The 18,216-nt window shown below is 60.0% G+C and carries 19 protein-coding genes and 1 pseudogene; 9 read left to right on the plus strand and 11 right to left on the minus strand.

Features of this window, described 5'->3' with window-relative positions:
* The first annotated feature begins 111 nt into the window (after positions 1–111).
* From GR197_RS08465 to GR197_RS08490, 6 genes are all read left to right on the plus strand, one after another.
* The gene (locus tag GR197_RS08465) at positions 112–1,272 is read left to right on the plus strand and encodes an ABC transporter substrate-binding protein (protein WP_164008433.1); all 1,161 of its coding nucleotides are present in this window, start codon (positions 112–114) and stop codon (positions 1,270–1,272) included.
* Between the two features lie 220 nt (positions 1,273–1,492).
* A complete protein-coding gene (locus GR197_RS08470) occupies positions 1,493–2,479 on the plus strand; it encodes an ABC transporter ATP-binding protein (RefSeq protein ID WP_164008435.1) in 987 nt (328 codons plus the stop codon).
* The gene (locus GR197_RS08475) at positions 2,476–3,438 is read left to right on the plus strand and encodes an ABC transporter permease (protein WP_164008437.1); all 963 of its coding nucleotides are present in this window, start codon (positions 2,476–2,478) and stop codon (positions 3,436–3,438) included. Before GR197_RS08470 ends, GR197_RS08475 begins: the two co-directional genes overlap by 4 nt.
* A complete protein-coding gene (locus GR197_RS08480; protein ID WP_164008438.1) occupies positions 3,428–4,240 on the plus strand; it encodes an ABC transporter permease in 813 nt (270 codons plus the stop codon). Before GR197_RS08475 ends, GR197_RS08480 begins: the two co-directional genes overlap by 11 nt.
* 13 nt (positions 4,241–4,253) lie before the next feature.
* Entirely contained in the window at positions 4,254–5,681 is a 1,428-nt protein-coding gene (locus GR197_RS08485) for a gamma-aminobutyraldehyde dehydrogenase (RefSeq protein WP_164008440.1), read from the plus strand.
* Positions 5,682–5,891: 210 nt separating this feature from the next.
* Positions 5,892–6,065 carry a DUF1328 domain-containing protein gene (locus GR197_RS08490; RefSeq protein ID WP_007631868.1) on the plus strand — a complete coding sequence of 58 codons (174 nt, stop codon included), beginning with the start codon at positions 5,892–5,894 and terminating at the stop codon, positions 6,063–6,065.
* 30 nt (positions 6,066–6,095) lie between these two features.
* Here GR197_RS08490 and GR197_RS08495 read toward each other — a convergent pair.
* The 8 genes and pseudogenes from GR197_RS08495 to GR197_RS08530 all read right to left on the minus strand — a co-directional run.
* A pseudogene (locus GR197_RS08495) lies at positions 6,096–6,713 on the minus strand (DUF3313 domain-containing protein); the annotation flags it as partial.
* A 194-nt stretch (positions 6,714–6,907) separates the two neighbouring features.
* Positions 6,908–8,281 (minus strand): sensor histidine kinase, encoded by a 1,374-nt coding sequence (locus GR197_RS08500; protein WP_164008441.1) that lies wholly within the window; start codon positions 8,279–8,281, stop codon positions 6,908–6,910.
* A complete protein-coding gene (locus tag GR197_RS08505) occupies positions 8,278–9,018 on the minus strand; it encodes a response regulator (RefSeq protein ID WP_164008573.1) in 741 nt (246 codons plus the stop codon). Before GR197_RS08505 ends, GR197_RS08500 begins: the two co-directional genes overlap by 4 nt.
* A gap of 189 nt (positions 9,019–9,207) precedes the next feature.
* Entirely contained in the window at positions 9,208–9,486 is a 279-nt protein-coding gene (locus GR197_RS08510) for a hypothetical protein (protein ID WP_164008442.1), read from the minus strand.
* A gap of 143 nt (positions 9,487–9,629) precedes the next feature.
* Positions 9,630–10,121 carry a hypothetical protein gene (locus GR197_RS08515; RefSeq protein WP_164008443.1) on the minus strand — a complete coding sequence of 164 codons (492 nt, stop codon included), beginning with the start codon at positions 10,119–10,121 and terminating at the stop codon, positions 9,630–9,632.
* 98 nt (positions 10,122–10,219) lie between these two features.
* Positions 10,220–10,663: a DoxX family protein gene (locus GR197_RS08520; protein WP_164008444.1), complete on the minus strand. Its 444-nt coding sequence runs from the start codon at positions 10,661–10,663 to the stop codon at positions 10,220–10,222.
* A 62-nt stretch (positions 10,664–10,725) separates the two neighbouring features.
* Positions 10,726–11,187, minus strand: a complete 462-nt coding sequence (locus GR197_RS08525; protein ID WP_164008445.1) for a tetratricopeptide repeat protein — start codon at positions 11,185–11,187, stop codon at positions 10,726–10,728.
* A 20-nt stretch (positions 11,188–11,207) separates the two neighbouring features.
* Entirely contained in the window at positions 11,208–12,182 is a 975-nt protein-coding gene (locus tag GR197_RS08530; protein ID WP_164008446.1) for an MBL fold metallo-hydrolase, read from the minus strand.
* Positions 12,183–12,483: 301 nt separating this feature from the next.
* On the opposite strand from GR197_RS08530, the gene GR197_RS08535 reads away from it, so the two are divergent.
* Entirely contained in the window at positions 12,484–13,236 is a 753-nt protein-coding gene (locus tag GR197_RS08535) for a sigma-70 family RNA polymerase sigma factor (protein ID WP_164008447.1), read from the plus strand.
* Complete coding sequence (locus tag GR197_RS08540; protein WP_164008449.1) at positions 13,233–14,033, plus strand: anti-sigma factor family protein; 801 nt, start codon at positions 13,233–13,235, stop codon at positions 14,031–14,033. Before GR197_RS08535 ends, GR197_RS08540 begins: the two co-directional genes overlap by 4 nt.
* Positions 14,034–14,074: 41 nt before the next feature.
* Here GR197_RS08540 and GR197_RS08545 read toward each other — a convergent pair whose 3' ends face one another.
* Positions 14,075–14,743 carry a DUF1345 domain-containing protein gene (locus tag GR197_RS08545; protein ID WP_164008451.1) on the minus strand — a complete coding sequence of 223 codons (669 nt, stop codon included), beginning with the start codon at positions 14,741–14,743 and terminating at the stop codon, positions 14,075–14,077.
* 92 nt (positions 14,744–14,835) lie between these two features.
* On the minus strand, positions 14,836–15,801 hold the full coding sequence (gene tal / locus GR197_RS08550; protein ID WP_003543075.1) for a transaldolase: 966 nt from the start codon (positions 15,799–15,801) through the stop codon (positions 14,836–14,838).
* 423 nt (positions 15,802–16,224) lie between these two features.
* Here tal and GR197_RS08555 point away from each other — a divergent pair, with 423 nt between their 5' ends.
* Positions 16,225–17,250: a sugar-binding domain-containing protein gene (locus tag GR197_RS08555; protein ID WP_164008453.1), complete on the plus strand. Its 1,026-nt coding sequence runs from the start codon at positions 16,225–16,227 to the stop codon at positions 17,248–17,250.
* Positions 17,251–17,285: 35 nt separating this feature from the next.
* On the opposite strand, the gene GR197_RS08560 is transcribed toward GR197_RS08555, so the two are convergent.
* Positions 17,286–18,158, minus strand: a complete 873-nt coding sequence (locus GR197_RS08560; protein ID WP_164008455.1) for a methylated-DNA--[protein]-cysteine S-methyltransferase — start codon at positions 18,156–18,158, stop codon at positions 17,286–17,288.
* Positions 18,159–18,216: the final 58 nt, after the last annotated feature.

Below are 18,216 nucleotides of genomic sequence, written 5' to 3' on the forward strand. Positions count from 1 at the left end.
TTTCCGATAACGCCTTTCTGATAAATGAATTTGCGAAAGCGGCCTTTTCGCGTCACCTTTTCATCCGGGAACAAACCGCCACAAAAGTGGCACCAGACCGGGAGACGGATGATGACGCATCTCTTGAAATCCTGCACGGCAGCGCTCGCCTGCCTGAGCTTCGCGACGCAGGGGATCGCCGCCGAACCGCTGAAGGCGCTCGGCAAGGGCGAAGGAGCGGTCAGCATCGTCGCCTGGGCCGGCTATATCGAGCGCGGCGAAACCGACAAGAACTACGACTGGGTCACCGATTTCGAAAAGGAAACCGGCTGCAAGGTTTCCGTCAAGACCGCCGCTACCTCGGATGAAATGGTATCGCTGATGAACGAGGGCGGCTTCGATCTCGTCACGGCATCGGGCGACGCCTCGCTTCGCCTCATCGCCGGCAAGCGGGTCCAGCCGATCAACACCGACCTGATCCCGAGCTTCAAGACCGTCGACGAGCGTTTGCAGAAAGGCCCATGGTATACGGTCGGCGACGTCCATTACGGCGTGCCCTACCTTTGGGGTCCGAATGTGCTGATGTACAATACCGATGCCTTCAAGGACAAGGCGCCGACCAGCTGGAATGTCGTCTTCGAGGAGCAGACGCTGCCGGACGGCAAATCGAACAAGGGTCGCGTTCAGGCCTATGACGGCGCGATCTATATCGCCGACGCGGCGATGTATCTGATGGCGCATAAGCCGGATCTCGGCATCAAGGATCCTTACGAACTGACAGAGGACCAGTACAAGGCGGCCCTCGATCTGCTGCGCGGCCAGCGCAAGCTCGTCTCCCGCTACTGGCACGACGCGATGATCCAGATCGACGACTTCAAGAACGAAGGCGTCGTCGCCTCCGGCTCCTGGCCCTTCCAGGTGAACCTGCTGCAGGCCGACAAACAGAAGATCGCCTCGACTTTCCCCGATGAAGGCGTCACCGGCTGGGCCGACACCACCATGCTGCACGCCGACAGCGAACATCCGAACTGCGCCTATATGTGGATGGAACATTCGCTGCAGGCCAAAGTCCAGGGCGATGCCGCCGCCTGGTTCGGCGCCGTGCCCTCCGTCCCCGCCGCCTGCAAGGGCAACGCACTGATGGGAGACGCCGGCTGCGCCACCAACGGCTTCGATCACTTCGACAAGATCAAGTTCTGGAAAACCCCGGTCGCCAAATGCACCACGCAGAGCGAATGCGTGCCCTATCATCGTTGGGTGTCGGATTATATCGGCGTGATCGGCGGACGGTAACAGCCAAGTCAGCTTGTGTGGTTGAAGACCCCGCCCCAACCCCTCCCCACAAGGGGGAGGGGCTACAAGTGGCACCGCCGAATCCTGCCGAAACACCAAGGTATTTGCGAAAGGGTACGGCAGGTTAAGCCCCTCCCCCTTGTGGGGAGGGGTTTGGGGCGGGGTCTTCGCTAGCCAAGACCCAAGCCCTCTCTGAACATGCAAGGCCCGGAGTTCCCCAATGACGTCAGCCGTCCGCTTCCAGCAGGTATCGCGCCATTTCGGCCAGGTTCGCGCCGTCGACGGCGTCGATCTCGAGATCGCGCCCGGCGAATTCTTCGCCATGCTCGGACCGTCAGGTTCCGGCAAGACGACCTGCCTGAGATTGATCGCCGGCTTCGAGCAACCGACCGCCGGCCATATCCAGATCTTCGGCGAAACGGCCGACGGCGTTCCACCCTATCGCCGCAACGTCAACACCGTCTTCCAGGATTACGCGCTCTTCCCGCATCTCAATATCCTCGACAACGTCGCCTACGGGCTGATGGTCAAGGGCGTCGGCAAGGTCGAGCGGATGAAAGCGGCGGGCGAAGCCCTCGATCTCGTCAAGTTGCCGGGCTATGGCGCCCGCCGTCCCGGTCAACTGTCCGGCGGCCAGCGCCAGCGCGTGGCGCTCGCCCGCGCGCTGGTCAACAAGCCGAAGGTGCTGCTGCTCGACGAGCCGCTCGGCGCCCTGGACCTGAAGCTGCGCGAGCTGATGCAGGAGGAGTTGAAAAGCCTGCAGCGCGCCCTCGGCATCACCTTCGTCTTCGTCACGCATGATCAGGGCGAAGCGCTGTCGATGGCCGATCGCGTCGCCGTCTTCAACGATGGCAACATCGTTCAACAGGGCACGCCGCAGGATATCTATCGCTGCCCGAAGACCCGCTTCGTCGCCGATTTCGTCGGCTCATCGAACGTGATTGCGCCTGATCTGATGGCCCTCCTCGGCGGTGAGAAGCGCTGGACAAGCCTCCGCCCCGAAGCCATCCGCCTGGCAAGCGACGGCATCGAGGCAAAAGTCGAAAATGCAAGCTTCCTCGGCGCTGCCACCCGCCTCAGCGTCGCTCTGAAGGGCAGCAGGCTGCATGTCATGCTGCCGGCCGGCGTGCCGGTGCCCGAAGTCGGCGCCGGCATCCGTCTCGCCTGGCAGCCTGCCGATGTCCATTACATGGACGATGCGGCATGACGGCGCTCACTCTGTCAGGCGGCAAGGCATCGATCCTGCCGGGACGCAGCGGGCTCTTCGGCCGGCTGTCGGACGCCTTCTGGCGGCACCCGAAATTGCTGCTCTTCCTGATGCTGACGCCGCCGCTGCTCTGGCTCGGCATCATTTATGTCGGCTCGCTGATCGCCCTGCTGCTGCAGAGCTTCTTCTCGATCGATGATTTTTCCGGACTGGTGAATTACGAATTCACCCTCTCGACCTATGCCCAGCTTCTGAGCCCGACGAATTTCGACATCATCATCCGCACTGTCGTCATGGCGGCGCTGGTCACCGTCGCTGCCGCCCTGATCGCTTTCCCGATCGCCTATTACGCGGCGCGTTATGCCCAGGGCAAGTGGAAGGCGCTCTTCTATCTCGGCGTCATGCTGCCGCTCTGGTCGAGCTATCTCGTCAAGATCTACGCCTGGAAACTGATCCTCGCCAAGGAAGGCATCCTCACCTGGATCTTCGAGAAGCTTCACCTCGCCTGGCTGCTCGACGGCATTCTCAATCTGCCGGTCGTCGGCGGCAATTCGCTGTCGGTGAGCTACCTCGGCACATTCATCGTCTTTGTCTACATCTGGCTTCCCTATATGATCCTGCCGACCCAAGCGGCCCTCGAACGCGTGCCCGCCAACCTGATCGAGGCCTCGGGCGATCTCGGCGCCACCCCACGGCAGACCTTCCGCACCGTGCTGCTGCCTTTGGCGCTGCCCGGCATCGTCGCCGGTTCGATCTTCACCTTCTCGTTGACATTGGGCGATTACATCATCCCGCAGATCATCGGTTCGTCCAGGCTCTTCATCGGCCAGGCCGTGTATGCTCAGCAGGGAACGGCCGGCAACGTGCCGCTCGCCGCCGCCTTCTCCGTCGTGCCGATCGTCATCATGACGCTCTATCTATCGCTCGCCAAGAAACTGGGAGCCTTCGATGCGCTCTGACCTCAAACGATCGCCGCTGGCCTTGAAGATCGCCGCAGCCGTCGGATTGCTCTTCCTGCACCTGCCGATCCTGCTGATCTTCGTCTATGCCTTCACGACCGAGGAAAAGAGCTATCAGTGGCCGCCGCCCGGCCTGACGCTGCAATGGTTCGCCGTTGCCTGGAACCGGCCGGACGTCTGGTCGGCGCTTGGCCTCTCCGTGCAGGTCGCCGTCATCGCCACAGCGATCGCGCTCCTCCTCGGCACGCTCTGCGCGGCAGCCGTCAGCCAGACGAAATTTTTCGGCCGCGAGGCGATCTCGCTGCTGGTCATCCTGCCGATCGCCCTTCCCGGCATTATCACCGGCATTGCGCTACGCTCCGCCTTCAGTCTGTTTGACATTCCGTTTTCGGTGTGGACCATCGTGCTCGGCCACGCGACCTTCTGCGTGGTCGTCGTCTACAACAATGCGGTCGCCCGCTTCCGCCGCACCTCCGGTTCCCTAATCGAAGCTTCGATGGATCTCGGCGCCGACGGCTTCCAGACCTTTCGTCATATCATCCTGCCGAATATCGGCACCGCTCTTCTTGCCGGCGGCATGCTCGCTTTCGCTCTTTCCTTCGATGAGGTCATCGTCACCACTTTCACCGGCGGCCAGCAATCGACCTTGCCGATCTGGATGCTGGAAGAACTCATCCGCCCGCGCCAGCGCCCGGTCACCAATGTGGTCGCCATGGTCGTGGTGCTCGTCACCTTCCTGCCGATCCTGGCAGCCTATTACCTCACCCGCGACGGCGATCAGATCGCCGGTGCCGGCAAATAACAGGGAGAACATCATGGACATCCAAATGCTGATCGGTTCCCGCTTTGAAAAAGGCACGGAGACGGAAGAGCGCATCCTGAACCCGAAGACCGGCGAGACGGTAATCGACCTTCCTGAAGCCTCGCTTTCCCAAGTCGACGCCGCCGTCGATGCCGCCGAAAAAGCCTTCGCAAGCTGGTCGCGGACGACGCCGGGCGAACGTTCCGGCTACCTGTTGAGGATTGCCGACGCCATCGAGAAGGATGCCGCCGGCTTCGCGACGCTTGAGGCGCTGAATTGCGGCAAGCCGATCAATGCAGTGCTGAACGACGAAATCCCGGCGATCGTCGATTGTTATCGCTTCTTTGCCGGTGCCGTGCGAAATCTGCACGGACCGGCCGCCGGTGAATACCTGCCCGGCCATACGTCGATGATCCGGCGCGATCCGATCGGCATCGTCGGCTCGATTGCGCCCTGGAACTATCCGCTGATGATGATGGCCTGGAAGCTGGCGCCGGCGATCGCCGGCGGCAATACGGTCGTCTTCAAGCCCTCGGAGCAGACGCCGCTGACGGCGCTGAAGATGGCCAAACTGCTCTCGGATATTCTTCCCGAAGGCGTCGTCAACCTCATCCTCGGCCGCGGCGAAAGTGTCGGCAACGCCCTGATCAATCATGCCAAGATCGGCATGGTCTCGATTACCGGCGATATCGCTACCGGCAAGAAGGTGCTGCAGGCGGCCGCCAAGACCGTCAAGCGCACGCACCTGGAACTCGGCGGCAAGGCACCGGTCATCGTCTTCGACGATGCCGATATCGACGCCGTCGTCGCCGGCATCCGCACCTTCGGCTACTACAATGCCGGCCAGGACTGCACCGCCGCCTGCCGCATCTATGCCGACGCCAGGGTCTACGACAATTTTGTCGCCGATCTCTCCTCGGCGGTGTCGAGCATCCGCTTCAACCAAGCCGACGATACCGAAAACGAGATCGGTCCGCTGATCTCCAAGCGCCAGCGCGACCGCGTCGAAAGCTTCGTCGCCCGCGCTTCCGAACACAAGCACATGGAGATCACCACCGGCGGCAAAGTCTCCGGCGACAAGGGCTTCTTCTTTACCCCGACCGTCATATCGGGCGCCACGCAGGACGACGAGATCGTCCGCCGTGAAGTCTTCGGCCCGGTGGTTTCGGTCACCCGATTTACCGACGCCGAGGATGCCGTCACCTGGGCAAACGACAGCGACTACGGCCTCGCCTCTTCCGTCTGGACCAAGGATATCGGCCGCGGCATGAAGACTGCCGCTCGCCTGCAATATGGCTGCACCTGGATCAACACGCATTTCATGCTGGTCAACGAGATGCCGCATGGCGGCCTCAAACAGTCGGGATACGGCAAGGACATGTCGGTCTACGCGCTGGAAGATTACACCGCCGTGCGCCACGTGATGATCAATCACGGCTGAGCGGCGAAAAGCTAGGATCCGCGGAGACTCGGGCGGTGTGGCGGCAAAGCGCCAGCACTCGCCCGCCGCCGGTCCGGATCATGGCGCGCGCGTAGACGATGAACTGCACAAGGAGCGTTATTTCTCCGCAGAGACGCCATCCCATTCAAACGACTTGGAACATTTTCCCGGTTGACGCGTCTTTCTCGGATAGGTGCAAAGGATCACGTCATGTTGAAATGGGCTTTGATATTTTTCGTGATTTCACTGATCGCCGGCTTCTTCGGTTTTTCCGGCGTGTCCGCGGCCACTGCGACGATCGCCCGCGTTCTCTTCGGCATTGCGCTGGTGATCTTCCTCATCTTCCTGGTCCTGGCACTGATGGCCGGCCAGGCGATCTTGTGAGCGGAACGCAGCCCTCCTACAGCTGTTGAACTCGGCAAGCAGAGCGTCGGCACCTTTGCGGACGCCTACCTTTGAGGCTTCCAATGCCGTGAAGCTGGCACCGATATTCATCGCATTGGGATATTGCTTGGTGACGTATGACGACAGCAGACGATTGCTCGCAGCATCATAGATCTCCACGGCATAATTCACCGATCCGGTCATCGAGCCTTCTCGGCCACGAGCGGCCTGGACGGTGTTGTACAAACCGCCCGCAACGTCGATGTGTGAGGCCGTTCCGAGCACCGCGGTCGTCGCCTTTGCGCCCGTCAGCGTCACGTGCAATCGGAGCGTTGCCGGAGCAGGCGCGCTGACGATGGCAAAGCGCGTCTTCAACTGTTCCGTGAATTGAGCCTGCATATAGTCGGCAAGCAACGCCTTGTCTTTTTCAGGGAACTTGCCGAACTGATTGTCGGGACCGTTATAGACCGTGACCGGATCGATGATGATCCTGGTGTATTGGCTCCAGCTGACATTCGTCTGATAACGATAAGGCACGCGGCCGGTCTTGTCCGCCATATTCGGCTGAAGCTGCGAGGCCGAAGCGAGTCCGGAATAGACAGTCGGATCAGGAGTCGAGCATCCGGCGATGGCCGAACTGGCGAGCATCAATGCGGCACCGACTTTTATTGTCTTTATCAAGGTTTGGCTCCAGCTTTGGAAATGCCGAACGGCATCGATCTGGGACCGGTTTTATGGAATTCGAATATTGCTGTGTTTGCTATAATATGCGGAAATGTTCGCGAGCATTTTGCGACGCAGGCACGACGCCAAGCTTGACGACGCCGCCGGCCGGCCGGAATTTAATGTGATGAAGGGATCGACGGCGGGTCTTCAGGCTGGGCCAACTGACCGGCGGGAAGATCGATCACGACGACCAAGCCGCTCGGCTTCCTGTCCAGCAACGTCAATTCTCCGTTGTGCCCTTTGGTGACGATCCCCTTGGCGATCGGCAGACCGAGCCCAAGCCCGGAACCGCCTTGGGCGCCGATCTGTCGCGATTTATCCGCTTTGAAGAACGGCTCTAAAACCTTTGTCTTGAGCTCATCCGTCAAGCCGGGGCCGTTGTCGCTCACCCTTATTTCGATCCCGCCATCATTGCGGCATTCCAAGCCGATTTCGACCTGCGCCGCGTAACGGGACGCATTCTCCACCAGATTCGTAATCGCGCGGCTGAGCGCCTGGGGTTTGCAGATAAACGCCAGCCGCCGCGGGCCGGTGAAACTCACATCGACGCCGGTGTCGGCGAAATCGGTCGCGATCGTCTGCAGCAGGCTCGAGATATCGACCTTTCGATCGACCGCCCTCACCAACGGGTCTTTGAAATAGGCCAGGCACTCGTCGATCATGAAGCTCAAGGTGGCGATATCGGCCAGCATCAGGCTGCGAAGTTCCGGCTCAGCGGAGCGCTCGGCCCGCATCCGCAGTCTCGTCAGCGGCGTCCTCAGATCATGACCCACTCCGCTCAGCATTCTTGTCCGATCCTCCGCCATGCTCTGGATTCGATCGCTCATGACATTGAGTGATTCCGCAAGACTGCGAATCTCGGCTGCACCGTCCGGTTCGAAAGGTTGTTCCAGATTGCCTTCCATGCATGCTTGTTTGGCAGCGGCAGCAAACCGCCTGAGAGGTTCGGTGATCAGCCGGCTGCTGAAATAGGCGAGCAGCACCAAAGGAATGACGATCTTCAGAAATCCGCTTGCAGCTGCCGGAACGAACCACAAGTAGCTGGGAAAAACCGGCAGTTGGAAGACGAGGGCGCGCTTACCGTCAATTTCGACAGTCAAGACGTCAGGGTGCGATTGACCCATGACGAAGCGATGAAATGCCGTCAAAACATTGTCGGCGAGCATCGCGCCGATACGCGCCACCAACTCGCTTGGAGGTATCCGTTGTTCCCCTGCGCCGGACCGATCCAAGGGCGTCCTTTGGACCGTAATGCCGAGGGCTGCAGCTCGCTCGAGGACGACGTCTTCGCCCTCCGCCGATCTTGCCTCAGCAAATTGCTCCGCAATCATCGCCGCCCTCGCAGCAAACAGCCCGTTTTGAAAGCCGCGATCATGACGGCCGTAGATGAATGGCTCCATGGCGGTCGCCACCACGGAAACCAGCACGACAAGGAGGGTCGCCAGGATGAGGATCTGGTTCTGGATTGAAGCGCGCCGAAAATTTCTCAAGAGAGACGCTCTACCTTGGATGCGAAAAGATAGCCGCCCAGCCGCACCGTCTTTATGAACGTCGGATCTTTCAGGTTCGGCTCTATCTTTTGCCTGACCCGGCTGATGTGGGCGTCGATGCTGCGCTCAACCGGTCCCGCCGATCCGGCATGCGTCATCGACAGAAGTTGTTCGCGGGTCAAAACCTTGTTCGGATTGCAGCAGAATGCCAGGAGAATATCGAACTCCGCGGTGGTCATCGAAACCTGCGCTCCGTCCGCGTCGTGGAGCTGACGGCTTTTGGGATCGATGCGCCACCCCGAGAACGTCATGAGGCCAAGTGCTTCCTCCTGATGAAGAGCATATGACGCTCTGCGGAGAATACTCTTGATCCTGGCCAGCAGCTCGCGGGAGTTGAATGGTTTCGTGACATAATCGTCGGCTCCGAGCTCCAAGCCCAGAATGCGGTCGATATCTTCCTGAAGCGCCGTCAGCATCAAGATCGGTACCGGGCACGAAGCACGAAGCCGCCTGCAGATGCTGAAGCCGTCCTCGCCCGGAAGCATCGCGTCGAGGACGATGAGATCGAATTGCTCGCGCGCCATCAGTCGATCCATAGCCGCGCCGTTCTCCACCGACGAGGCCCCAAAGCCGCCGCTTCGAAGAAGGTCCACCAGCATATCCGCGATCGCGGGATCGTCCTCGACGATGAGGATACGAACGTGATTGGGAACTGCCATTTCATATGCCATCGTCATTCGTTCTGTTGCCGGGAGCTGCGGCGCGAAATTACCATGTTTCACCATGGCCGGGTCAAAGATCTCGGAGGGATGCCACACGATGCCAGCCGCCGCGCCGGACGCCGCCTTCAGCATATCAGGTGTCGTGCGATGATATGTTCGATAATGTTGAGATATGTTGCGGGGATCTCCGAGATGGATCCGGCGTCAAAACTGGCTTCCAGGACTGCCGCTGATTTCCATCTTGTCACCTTGAATTGCGCAATCGATGATCACGGTGGCGATGAAACACATCCGAACAACCAGCAGGCAAAAGAACACCAAAGAGGTGGCAGCCGTCGCATAATGCTTCAAGGCTGAGCGCTTCGGCAGCCCTGCGGTGAATCTATAAAGGGCGTTTCTGGCGAGACGACCGACCGCCACGAGCAGGAACAATGCCGTGATGATATAGCCGCTTATCGAAGCTGCTCCTAACAACTGAAACATGACAAGACACCCGCACCAAGTGAAAAGCTCCGGTTTCGGAACTACGCCTTCAAGCCGACGAGACCAGGCAGAAATATGCCCATCGGATCCGCCCGGAACGAGGCGCAGCGTCCGGCCCGTCGGCGGTGGCAGTTTGCCCACGTCTAATCAGCCCGCTCTGCATTTGACGTGGCGCGGTGGCTTAAAAGAAGAGATGTGGCAGCACGCCAGCGAGATGCCTTGACCGTGCTTGCAATCGACCTCTCGCCTGCCATCGGGGCTTTCTGGACTGCAGCAATCCTGCTTGTTCTTGACTCCGTGAGGGCAGCGATTCTTCTCAGAAATGCGTCGCTGTCGAATTCTTTCGCGGATTGAGCAGACTTTTTTGCCGGCTGGGCAGCATGGAAAAACACCTCCAGATTGATGACCGGTATCGGCTTGATGTTCCGGACCATATCGATATCCGACCGCATTGTTACGGCCAGAAAATATCGGTCAGAACGCAAGGCATCGAAGAGCTCCGGCACCGAGGATACAGCCGCCGCGGCATACCCGTTCTCATTCAATTTCGAGACGATATCGCAGGCAGCGCCTTTTGCGAGAAAGACGAGAATTGGTTTTTGCTGACTGCGTTGCGCGGAAGACATCACTGGCACACTCCTGACCTGTCGCCATAAGTGTAGCCCGCATCGACGCTTCCGTTTGTTCGGTTTTATTCGGTTTTATTGCGCCGGGGAGGTTCGCGAAGCTTTGACTACAGCACCGCCCGGAGCCAGGGATGCAGTCTGTTTGTTCGCTTTTGCAGCAGCTTGTCGATCGATATCGATCCCGCGCCTGAAGCCGCCAGGACGAACATGCCGCCGGCGATCGCCAGGTCCTTCTCGAAATGCAGCAGCTCGTTCTGGCTCGCAAAATTCGTGTGGAAGAGAAAGGCGGTCGCCAGGCAGAAGAGCGCCAATGCAAGCGCGCCAAGCCGGCTGAGGAAACCTGCCGCAATAGAAAGGCCAGCGCCGATCTGAAGGACGATCACCGCAAGCGCAACCGGCGCCGACAGGCCGAGCGTTGCGAAAGTGTCGATGGTCGTGGCGATATTGGTCGCGAGAGACAACCCTTCATGCAGGAAGATCAGCGATAGCAGCAGCCTGCCCAGGAGAAGAACGAGATCGGCCAGTCGCAGCCGGCTTGGGGCGTTTTCCATCATATCCTCCGGTTTGAGAAGAGCAGGCGGTTAGCCCGCCTGCTCTTACATTCATATACTCGTCAATTCCCACCCTTGGCCGTAATGGCCTTTTGTAGATCGTCGAGTTCCTCGCAGCCACTCGGGCAAAGTTGCTTCAGTGATGACACCTGCTCCTCGGCCTTCGCCATCTCGCCCGTTTCAACATAGAGTTCGCCGAGATATTCACGTGCTGCCTTGTGGTCGGGCTGAAGCTCCAGCGCCTTGGTGTAGTAGGTCAGCGACGTTCTGTAGTCGCCCGTCTTGCGCAGCGTATATCCCATCAGATTATAGACATCTGCCTGCTGGTTGTCCTCGGCAAGGCCGCGAAGCTCCGCCAGGGCGCCGGCATAGTCCTTGGCATCGATCTTGGCGCGCACCGAGGTCAAGTCGGGAGCGTCCGTCGATTGCATGTTGTCGACGGCAAAGGCGGGAAGCGCCGTCACCGCGGAAAAGCCCGCGCATATGGCACAAAGCCAGATGAATCCGAGAATTGCATATTTCATGGTGGTCTCCTTTCGGCCTTTCAGGCCCGGACTGTCGGTGTAAAGCCATAGGCATTGCCGTCCTTGACGAACGTGCCCGAGCCGGGGAAAGGGAAATGCGAGCCGCAGATCGCGATATTGTCGGCGATGATGCGGTCGATCAGGCGCCGGCGCGTATCGACGGCCATCGGCCCGTCCTGGTCGTAGCTGCCTTCCCATTCGGGATGCGGCGCGAGCAGGGCCGGCACATACATGATGTCAGCCGAGACAAGCAGTTGCTTGCTGCCCGAGGCGATGAGATAGGCGGAATGGCCGGGCGTATGGCCGGGCGCGGCGACAAGCTGCATGCCGGGGGCAACTTCTGCGCCGTCGACGACGAGCTTCCAATTCTTCCATTTCGGGAACACCTCGGCGATGCGCTTGCCGGCCGGCTTTCGGCCTTCGGCGAGCTTTTCGACCCGGCCGGGTTCCGTCCACCAATTGTATTCGACGGCGTTGACGATGAGTTCGGCGTTCGGGAAGACGGGATCGTTCGTTCCCTTTTCCATCAGTCCCCAGACGTGGTCTGGATGGAAATGCGAGAGCATGATCGTATCGATCTTCTTATAGTCGATGCCGGCAGCCGCCATGTTCGCCGGCAGGTGCGTGGCATTTGCCTGCCATTGACCGACGCCCGAGCCGGCGTCCATCATGATCAGACGATTGCCGAGCTTCAGGACGACCACCGTCAACGGGATCGGCATGAATTCGGTGGTGAGCCCGGCCTTGGAAAGCGCCTCCTTGGTGTCCTCGATCGAAGCGTTCTTGATGAAGGTCGGGTCATGCGGCTTTTTCCAGATACCGTCATAGATCGCCGTGACCTCGACATCCCCGACCTTGTATTTGTAGAAGCCGACCATCGGCTCCAGCGGCGTCGCGGCGAGCGCCGGCATGACGAATTCGAGCTTCGACGACAGACCGAATGCAGCCGCCGCGGCAGCCGATCCGAGGACCGCGCGACGTGACATGGTAAACATGGATATGCCTCCTCTTGTTGATGGCATTTCTGGTGGCGAAGACTGGAATTGGTCAGATGCCCTCGCTGCCGAACTAGATCGCTGGCGAAGCCGGCTTATTCCCAGTCTCGGGAGTTATTTCTTCAAGCTGTTGAAAACGTTTTCCGATTTCTATCACGTGCGACTGACGTCCCACCGCATGCATAAAAAAATGGCGTCGCAGTGGAATAAAACCGTGTGCCGATCGGTCTAGACGGCAAGGGACCGCATTGCATGCCTGTGGGTCTCACGCCTAAATTCGGCTGCTGTTGAGGCAGGGAGAATGATGACAAACGCTCAGATCACCTATCCCTTCGGATCGAACGGCTGGTTGCTGCTGGGCCGGCAACCGTCGAAGACCCGCATTCGACCGTCGCCGCTGGCCGTGCTTCTCGGCGGCGCTGTACGGTTATTCCACCTCATGGTCTCGGAAAAATCGAGCAGCGATCGGGTCGCTTCGGCAGCCGATGCGATCGTGCAGCATGAGTTCATGCAGCGCTTTCAAGACATGATCGTTCCCCATCTTGACGCGGCGTATAATTTTGCCCGTTTCCTCAGCCGCGATGCGGATGCCGCACAGGATATTGTCCAGGAAGCGTTCCTGCGCGCCTATCGCAATTTTGAAACCTATCGTGGCGGCGATCCGCGCGCCTGGCTCTTTGCCATCATCAGGAACTGCTGCCATGTCTGGCGCCAGCAGGATCGACGCAAAGCGCGGTTCGAGCAGCCTTTGGGCAATGACGGCTACGCTGACCCCGATGAAGGTGGCGAATACCAGATCGCCTCGGAGGAGGATTCGCCGGAGACGGCGACGATCCGGCGAAGCGAACAGCAGCGCGTACGTGCAGTTATCAGCCGACTTCCGGAGGCGATGCGGGAAATCCTTGTCTTGCGCGAGCTTGAAGATCTTTCCTACCGGCAGATCGCGGAGATCATCGATGCGCCGATCGGCACGGTCATGTCGCGGCTTGCCAGGGCGCGGCGTGAATTTGGCGAAGCCTGGGATGCATGCGGCAAAAGCGAGACGGCAGGATGAGTGGAGCCCAACAGAAAGGTTGCCCGGAATGGCGCGTCATGCTGCACGGCTTCGTCGATGGCGAACTCGATTCCGTCCATGCAGCGCAATTCGAGGACCATCTTGCCACCTGCGCGAATTGCCGGGCGGAGATGGAAAGGGTCCGCGGCGTGAGAGAGATCATCGATCAGGATGGCATCAAGTGGAAGCCGCCGGTGGCGCTGCGCTCGCAAGTGCTGTCAATGCTGTCTTTCGAACAGTCGGCAGTGGTATCCAGCCTGCCGCTGCAGCGTCAGGCGTCGGTCTGGCGCCGCGCCCTGGATTTCTTCCGGCAATGGAGCTTCGTGCCTTCGCTGGCGGCATTGGCGGCAGGCGCAATCCTGTTCGCCAGCGCGCCATCGCAGACGATGCTTTTGCAGGACCAGATCATGGCAAGCCATGTCAGGTCGATGATGGCCGATCATCTGACCGACGTGCTGACCTCGGATCAGCACACGGTAAAACCCTGGTTCAACGGCAAGATCGATTTTTCGCCACCGGTCAGCGATCTCTCCAAGGATGGCTTTCCGCTGATCGGCGGGCGTGTCGACTATATCGGTGATCGCGCCGTTGCTGCCCTCGTCTACCGGCGCCACGGCCATGTCATCAACCTGTTCATCTGGCCCGCGGCATCGGCCGCCCAGACGACGACGGTGCATGATGGCTACAACATGACGCAATGGTCGGACGGAGGGCTGGTGTTCTGGGCAGTTTCGGATGTCGCCGCAGGCGACCTGGCCGAGTTCGAGACCTTTTTCAGGGCGGCGGCGAAGGGTTAGAGCCTTTTCCTGGTCAGAGCTCAATCTGACCGGGAAAGGCTCTAAAGCAGGCTCGCTCCGACATTGATCGCCAGCGCCAGAATCGTCGTATTGAACAGGAAAGACAGCACGGCATGCAGCAGCGTCAGCTTGCGCATGCTGGTCGAACTGACCGCGACATCCGCCGTCTGCGCAGCAACGCCGATCGTGAAGGAGAAGTAGAGGAAATCCCAATAGCCAGGTTCTTCGATTCCGTCAGGAAACTTGAGGCCACCCTCCTCGTCCGCCCCACCATAGAAATAATGGGCATAATGGATGGTGAAGAGAGTGTGCAGAAAGATCCAGGAGATCAGGATCGTCAGCACCGCGGCCCCTGCCCGGGCCAGCGCGACGTCAGGTGTCGCTTCCTTGATCGAATGAAGCTCGAGGCCGATACCGGCGACGCTGGCAAGTGCTGCACCGATCGAAAGAGCCAGCAGGACGGTGTCGGAGAAATCGAGATCCGCGGAGCGTTTCCGGATGCTTTCAACCGTTGCCCGCAGCATCTTGCGCCAACTGAGCACGACAAAAACGCCGGCGCTGACATTCCAGCCGAACAAGATGTTGCCGGCGCTGACGTCGCGCGAGGTCACAGCCAAGAAGACCACCAGTCCGGCCAGGATAGCGATGATGAAGCTCGCATGCTTGTAGGCAAATGCCGCCAGCGAACTTGCCCGTTTCTCACCCGCCATATTGGTCTCCAACTGCATATGCCTTTGATAACAGCATGAAAAAGGCGCGCCTGCCAGCGGCAGCCGCGCCTTCGATTGCATGCCGGACCTTATCAGGCGGCGGCGAGCTGCAGTTCCTTCTGCACCATGGTGCGCAACGTTCCCAGATCCTTGGCGAAGGCGCGAATGCCTTCGGCGAGTTTTTCCGTCGCCATCGCGTCTTCGTTCATCATCCAGCGGAAGGTCTTCTCATCGACAGAGACCTTCGGATCCGGCTTGCGGCTCTCCGGCGAGAGCTTACGCTCCAGCTTGCCTTCATCCTTGGCAAGCTCGTCGAGCAGGTTCGGGCTGATGGTCAGGCGGTCGCAGCCGGCAAGGGCTTCGATTTCGCCGGCGCTGCGGAAGGAGGCGCCCATGACGATCGTCTTGATGTCGTTCGCCTTGTAGTAGTTGTAGATTTCACGGACGGAGATGACGCCCGGATCCTCCTCGGCCGTGTAGTCCTTGCCGGTTGATTTTTTGTACCAGTCGAGGATGCGGCCGACGAAGGGCGAGATCAGGAACACCTTGGCATCGGCGCAGGCGATCGCCTGGGCCTTGCTGAACAGAAGCGTCAGGTTGCAGTCGATGCCTTCCTTCTGCAGCACTTCGGCGGCGCGGATACCTTCCCAGGTGGAAGCGAGCTTGATGAGGATGCGGTCCTGACCGATACCGCGATCCTTGTAGGCGGCGATGATCGCGCGCGCCTTGGCAAGCGAAGCCTCGGTATCGAAGGAAAGATCGGCGTCGACTTCGGTCGACACGCGGCCCGGGACGAGCTTCACAAGGGCGGCGCCGACCGAGATGGCGAGGCGGTCGGCGACGGCGGAAGAAACGGCTTCAGGATTGCCACCCTGCTTCTTGCCCCAGGCGACGGCTTCCTTGATGGCATCGGCAAACATCGGCGTACCGAGGGCTTTGAGCACGATGCTCGGGTTCGTCGTGCAATCGACAGGCTTCAGGCGGGCGACGGCTTCGATATCGCCAGTGTCGGCGACGACGGTGGTAATCTCGCGGAGTTGGTCAAGCTTGGATGTCATGGTCAATATCCTTGTTGAACTTGGGCTGCGACCGGCACGAGTTCCGCCCGGTAAAGGTGATCTATCGACAGGTTATTTGCATGCTGCAGGCGAAAATGCGCGCATCCGTCACGGATGATTCATAAACGTGAAGGACAGTAGCCGTGTTCCCGCGGGCAAACCGCACGCCGAACGCAAGCGATATCGCCTGCGGCTGGAAGGCCGGTCGTGACTTTGGGCATGCCCGCACTATGTCCTCCTCGGACGGACAGGAACGACTTGTATCACCCGGACTATCGCCATTCGCCCAAGGAAAAGTCAAGGACATTTGTGCATTTCAATTGACATAAGTGTCACACCCGTCATTATCCCCCGCAACAAGCGCGTCGTCGCAACCTCTCGCCTCAATGAGGGGTCTAAGGCCAGGAATTGTGCGGAGGAGATGTGGTCAAGCTTAAACGCGGCACGCACACGGCCTTTTCGGAAGCATCCTCACTGCGGCTGCGGGCGGCATGGCTCTATTACAACGAGGGCTTGACCCAGAAGGACGTCGCCGAACAACTCGGCATCAGCCGCACCACCGTGATCCGCCTGCTCGACGAGGCGATGAAGCGCAGCGAAGTCCAGATCTGGATCAACGATTCGATCGGCGACTGCGTCGAGCTTTCGGTGAGACTGGAGCGCGCCTACGGCCTCGACGAGGCGATTGTTGTACCCGCACCGGTCAATAACGACGTCAATGCGTTGGCGAAAAATGTCGGTCTGGCGCTTGGCCAGTTCCTCTCCGAAGCCATTCCCGACGATTACACCATCGGCGTCGGCTGGGGCCGCACCATGACCGCCTCGCTGTCGAGCTTCCGGCCGCCACGCCGCGCCAATTGCAAAATCGTCTCGCTTCTGGGCGGCATCGTCGCCGTGCACCAGACAAACCCGATCGATTTCACATGGCGGCTGGCAAATCAGCTCGGTGCCGAGTGTTACATGTTCCTGGCACCGCTTCTCGTCGATTCCATCGAGACGAAACGCAATCTGATCGAAAAATGCGGGTTGGACACGATTTACCGTCTCGCCGAAAACCTCGATCTGGCGATTGTCAGCTGCGGCGACATCGGCCCGCATTCGACCTCGCTGTCGGAAGGCTGGATCTCGAAGGCCGAGCTGCAGGAGTTGATCGACGCCGGCTGCGTCTGCGACACCATGTTCAATTTCCTCGACGAGAACGGCAAGTCTGTCGACCACTCGATCAATCGCCGTGTCATGTCCGTCGATCTAGACACGCTGAAAGAGGCCAAGCATATCGTGCTCTCCTCCGGCGGCGCCCACCGGGCCGTCGCCATACGCGCCACCATCAAGCGCATCGGGTGCAACACGCTGATCACCGATGAAAGTGCCGCACGGGCATTGCTGGAATTAGCTGAGACATTAACCTCCGGCACTTCTCCCCAGCGGGGAGAAGTGCCGGAGGGTTAGCGAGGCGATGAGGGTGAGCGACGGTCGGAACCCTATCAGGCGTGCGCCGATTCCCAGCCCAACATCGCCCGCTTGCGGGTGAGGCCCCAATGGTAACCGGTCAGTGCGCCGTTCTTGCCGAGCGCCCGGTGGCAGGGCACCACGAAGGAGATCGGGTTGGCCCCGACGGCGGCCCCCACGGCGCGCTGCGCCGTCGGCCGGCCGATATCATTGGCGATATCGGAATAGGTGACGGCCTTGCCGAACGGGATTTTCATGAGGCTCTGCCAGACACTCACCTGGAAATCCGTGCCGATCAGCACGACCCGCAGCGGCTGTTCCGAAGACCATTTGCCAGGCTCGAAGATGCGGGCGGCATAGGGAACCGTCGCCTGCAGGTCCTCGGCATAGCAGGCGTTCGGCCAGCGGCAGGTCATATCTTCGAGGCAGGCCTTCTCGTCGCCGGAATCGCTGAAGGCAAGGCCGGCAAGGCCGCGGTCGGTCACCATGATCAGTGCGATGCCGAAGGGGCAGATGTGGAAGCCGTAGCGGATGGTGAGACCACCGCCCTTCGCCTTCCATTCGCCGGGTGACATCGCCTCATGCGTGACGAACAGATCGTGCAGGCGGCTCGGCCCGGAGAGGCCGACCTCGATCGAGGTCTCGAGCAGCGGCATGTCTTCCTTGCGCAGCAGCCGCTTGGCGTGGTCGAGCGTCACTGCCTGCAGGAAACCCTTGGGCGACAGGCCGGCCCAGCGGGTGAAGGTCTTCTGCAACTGGGTCGGCGACTGGTTGAGCCGCGCCGCGATCGCCTCCAGCGAAGGCTGGTCGCGGTAATCCTCGGTGATGAGTTCGATCACCCGGCGGACAATGTCGTAATCAGGGCCGTCAGGCGTGATGTCAGTCTGCAGGTTCGCCATCATGTTCATCGTCTTTCTCCTTGTCATAAGGAGATAATCAATTGGCTGTTCGCAAACCACCCGTTTC

The sequence above is a fragment of the Rhizobium phaseoli genome, from assembly GCF_010668805.1.
Taxonomy (GTDB): Bacteria; Pseudomonadota; Alphaproteobacteria; order Rhizobiales; family Rhizobiaceae; genus Rhizobium; species Rhizobium phaseoli_A.

What these genes read in the sequence shown, in the direction of transcription:
- GR197_RS08465 (WP_164008433.1), top strand. Translation starts at nt 112, where the DNA reads ATGACGCATCTCTTGAAATCCTGCACGGCAGCGCTCGCCTGCCTGAGC.
- GR197_RS08470 (WP_164008435.1), top strand. Translation starts at nt 1,493, where the DNA reads ATGACGTCAGCCGTCCGCTTCCAGCAGGTATCGCGCCATTTCGGCCAG.
- GR197_RS08475 (WP_164008437.1), top strand. Translation starts at nt 2,476, where the DNA reads ATGACGGCGCTCACTCTGTCAGGCGGCAAGGCATCGATCCTGCCGGGA.
- GR197_RS08480 (WP_164008438.1), top strand. Translation starts at nt 3,428, where the DNA reads ATGCGCTCTGACCTCAAACGATCGCCGCTGGCCTTGAAGATCGCCGCA.
- GR197_RS08485 (WP_164008440.1), top strand. Translation starts at nt 4,254, where the DNA reads ATGGACATCCAAATGCTGATCGGTTCCCGCTTTGAAAAAGGCACGGAG.
- GR197_RS08490 (WP_007631868.1), top strand. Translation starts at nt 5,892, where the DNA reads ATGTTGAAATGGGCTTTGATATTTTTCGTGATTTCACTGATCGCCGGC.
- GR197_RS08505 (WP_164008573.1), bottom strand. Translation starts at nt 9,018, where the DNA reads ATGACGATGGCATATGAAATGGCAGTTCCCAATCACGTTCGTATCCTC.
- GR197_RS08510 (WP_164008442.1), bottom strand. Translation starts at nt 9,486, where the DNA reads ATGTTTCAGTTGTTAGGAGCAGCTTCGATAAGCGGCTATATCATCACG.
- GR197_RS08520 (WP_164008444.1), bottom strand. Translation starts at nt 10,663, where the DNA reads ATGGAAAACGCCCCAAGCCGGCTGCGACTGGCCGATCTCGTTCTTCTC.
- GR197_RS08525 (WP_164008445.1), bottom strand. Translation starts at nt 11,187, where the DNA reads ATGAAATATGCAATTCTCGGATTCATCTGGCTTTGTGCCATATGCGCG.
- GR197_RS08530 (WP_164008446.1), bottom strand. Translation starts at nt 12,182, where the DNA reads ATGTTTACCATGTCACGTCGCGCGGTCCTCGGATCGGCTGCCGCGGCG.
- GR197_RS08535 (WP_164008447.1), top strand. Translation starts at nt 12,484, where the DNA reads ATGATGACAAACGCTCAGATCACCTATCCCTTCGGATCGAACGGCTGG.
- GR197_RS08540 (WP_164008449.1), top strand. Translation starts at nt 13,233, where the DNA reads ATGAGTGGAGCCCAACAGAAAGGTTGCCCGGAATGGCGCGTCATGCTG.
- GR197_RS08545 (WP_164008451.1), bottom strand. Translation starts at nt 14,743, where the DNA reads ATGGCGGGTGAGAAACGGGCAAGTTCGCTGGCGGCATTTGCCTACAAG.
- tal (WP_003543075.1), bottom strand. Translation starts at nt 15,801, where the DNA reads ATGACATCCAAGCTTGACCAACTCCGCGAGATTACCACCGTCGTCGCC.
- GR197_RS08560 (WP_164008455.1), bottom strand. Translation starts at nt 18,158, where the DNA reads ATGAACATGATGGCGAACCTGCAGACTGACATCACGCCTGACGGCCCT.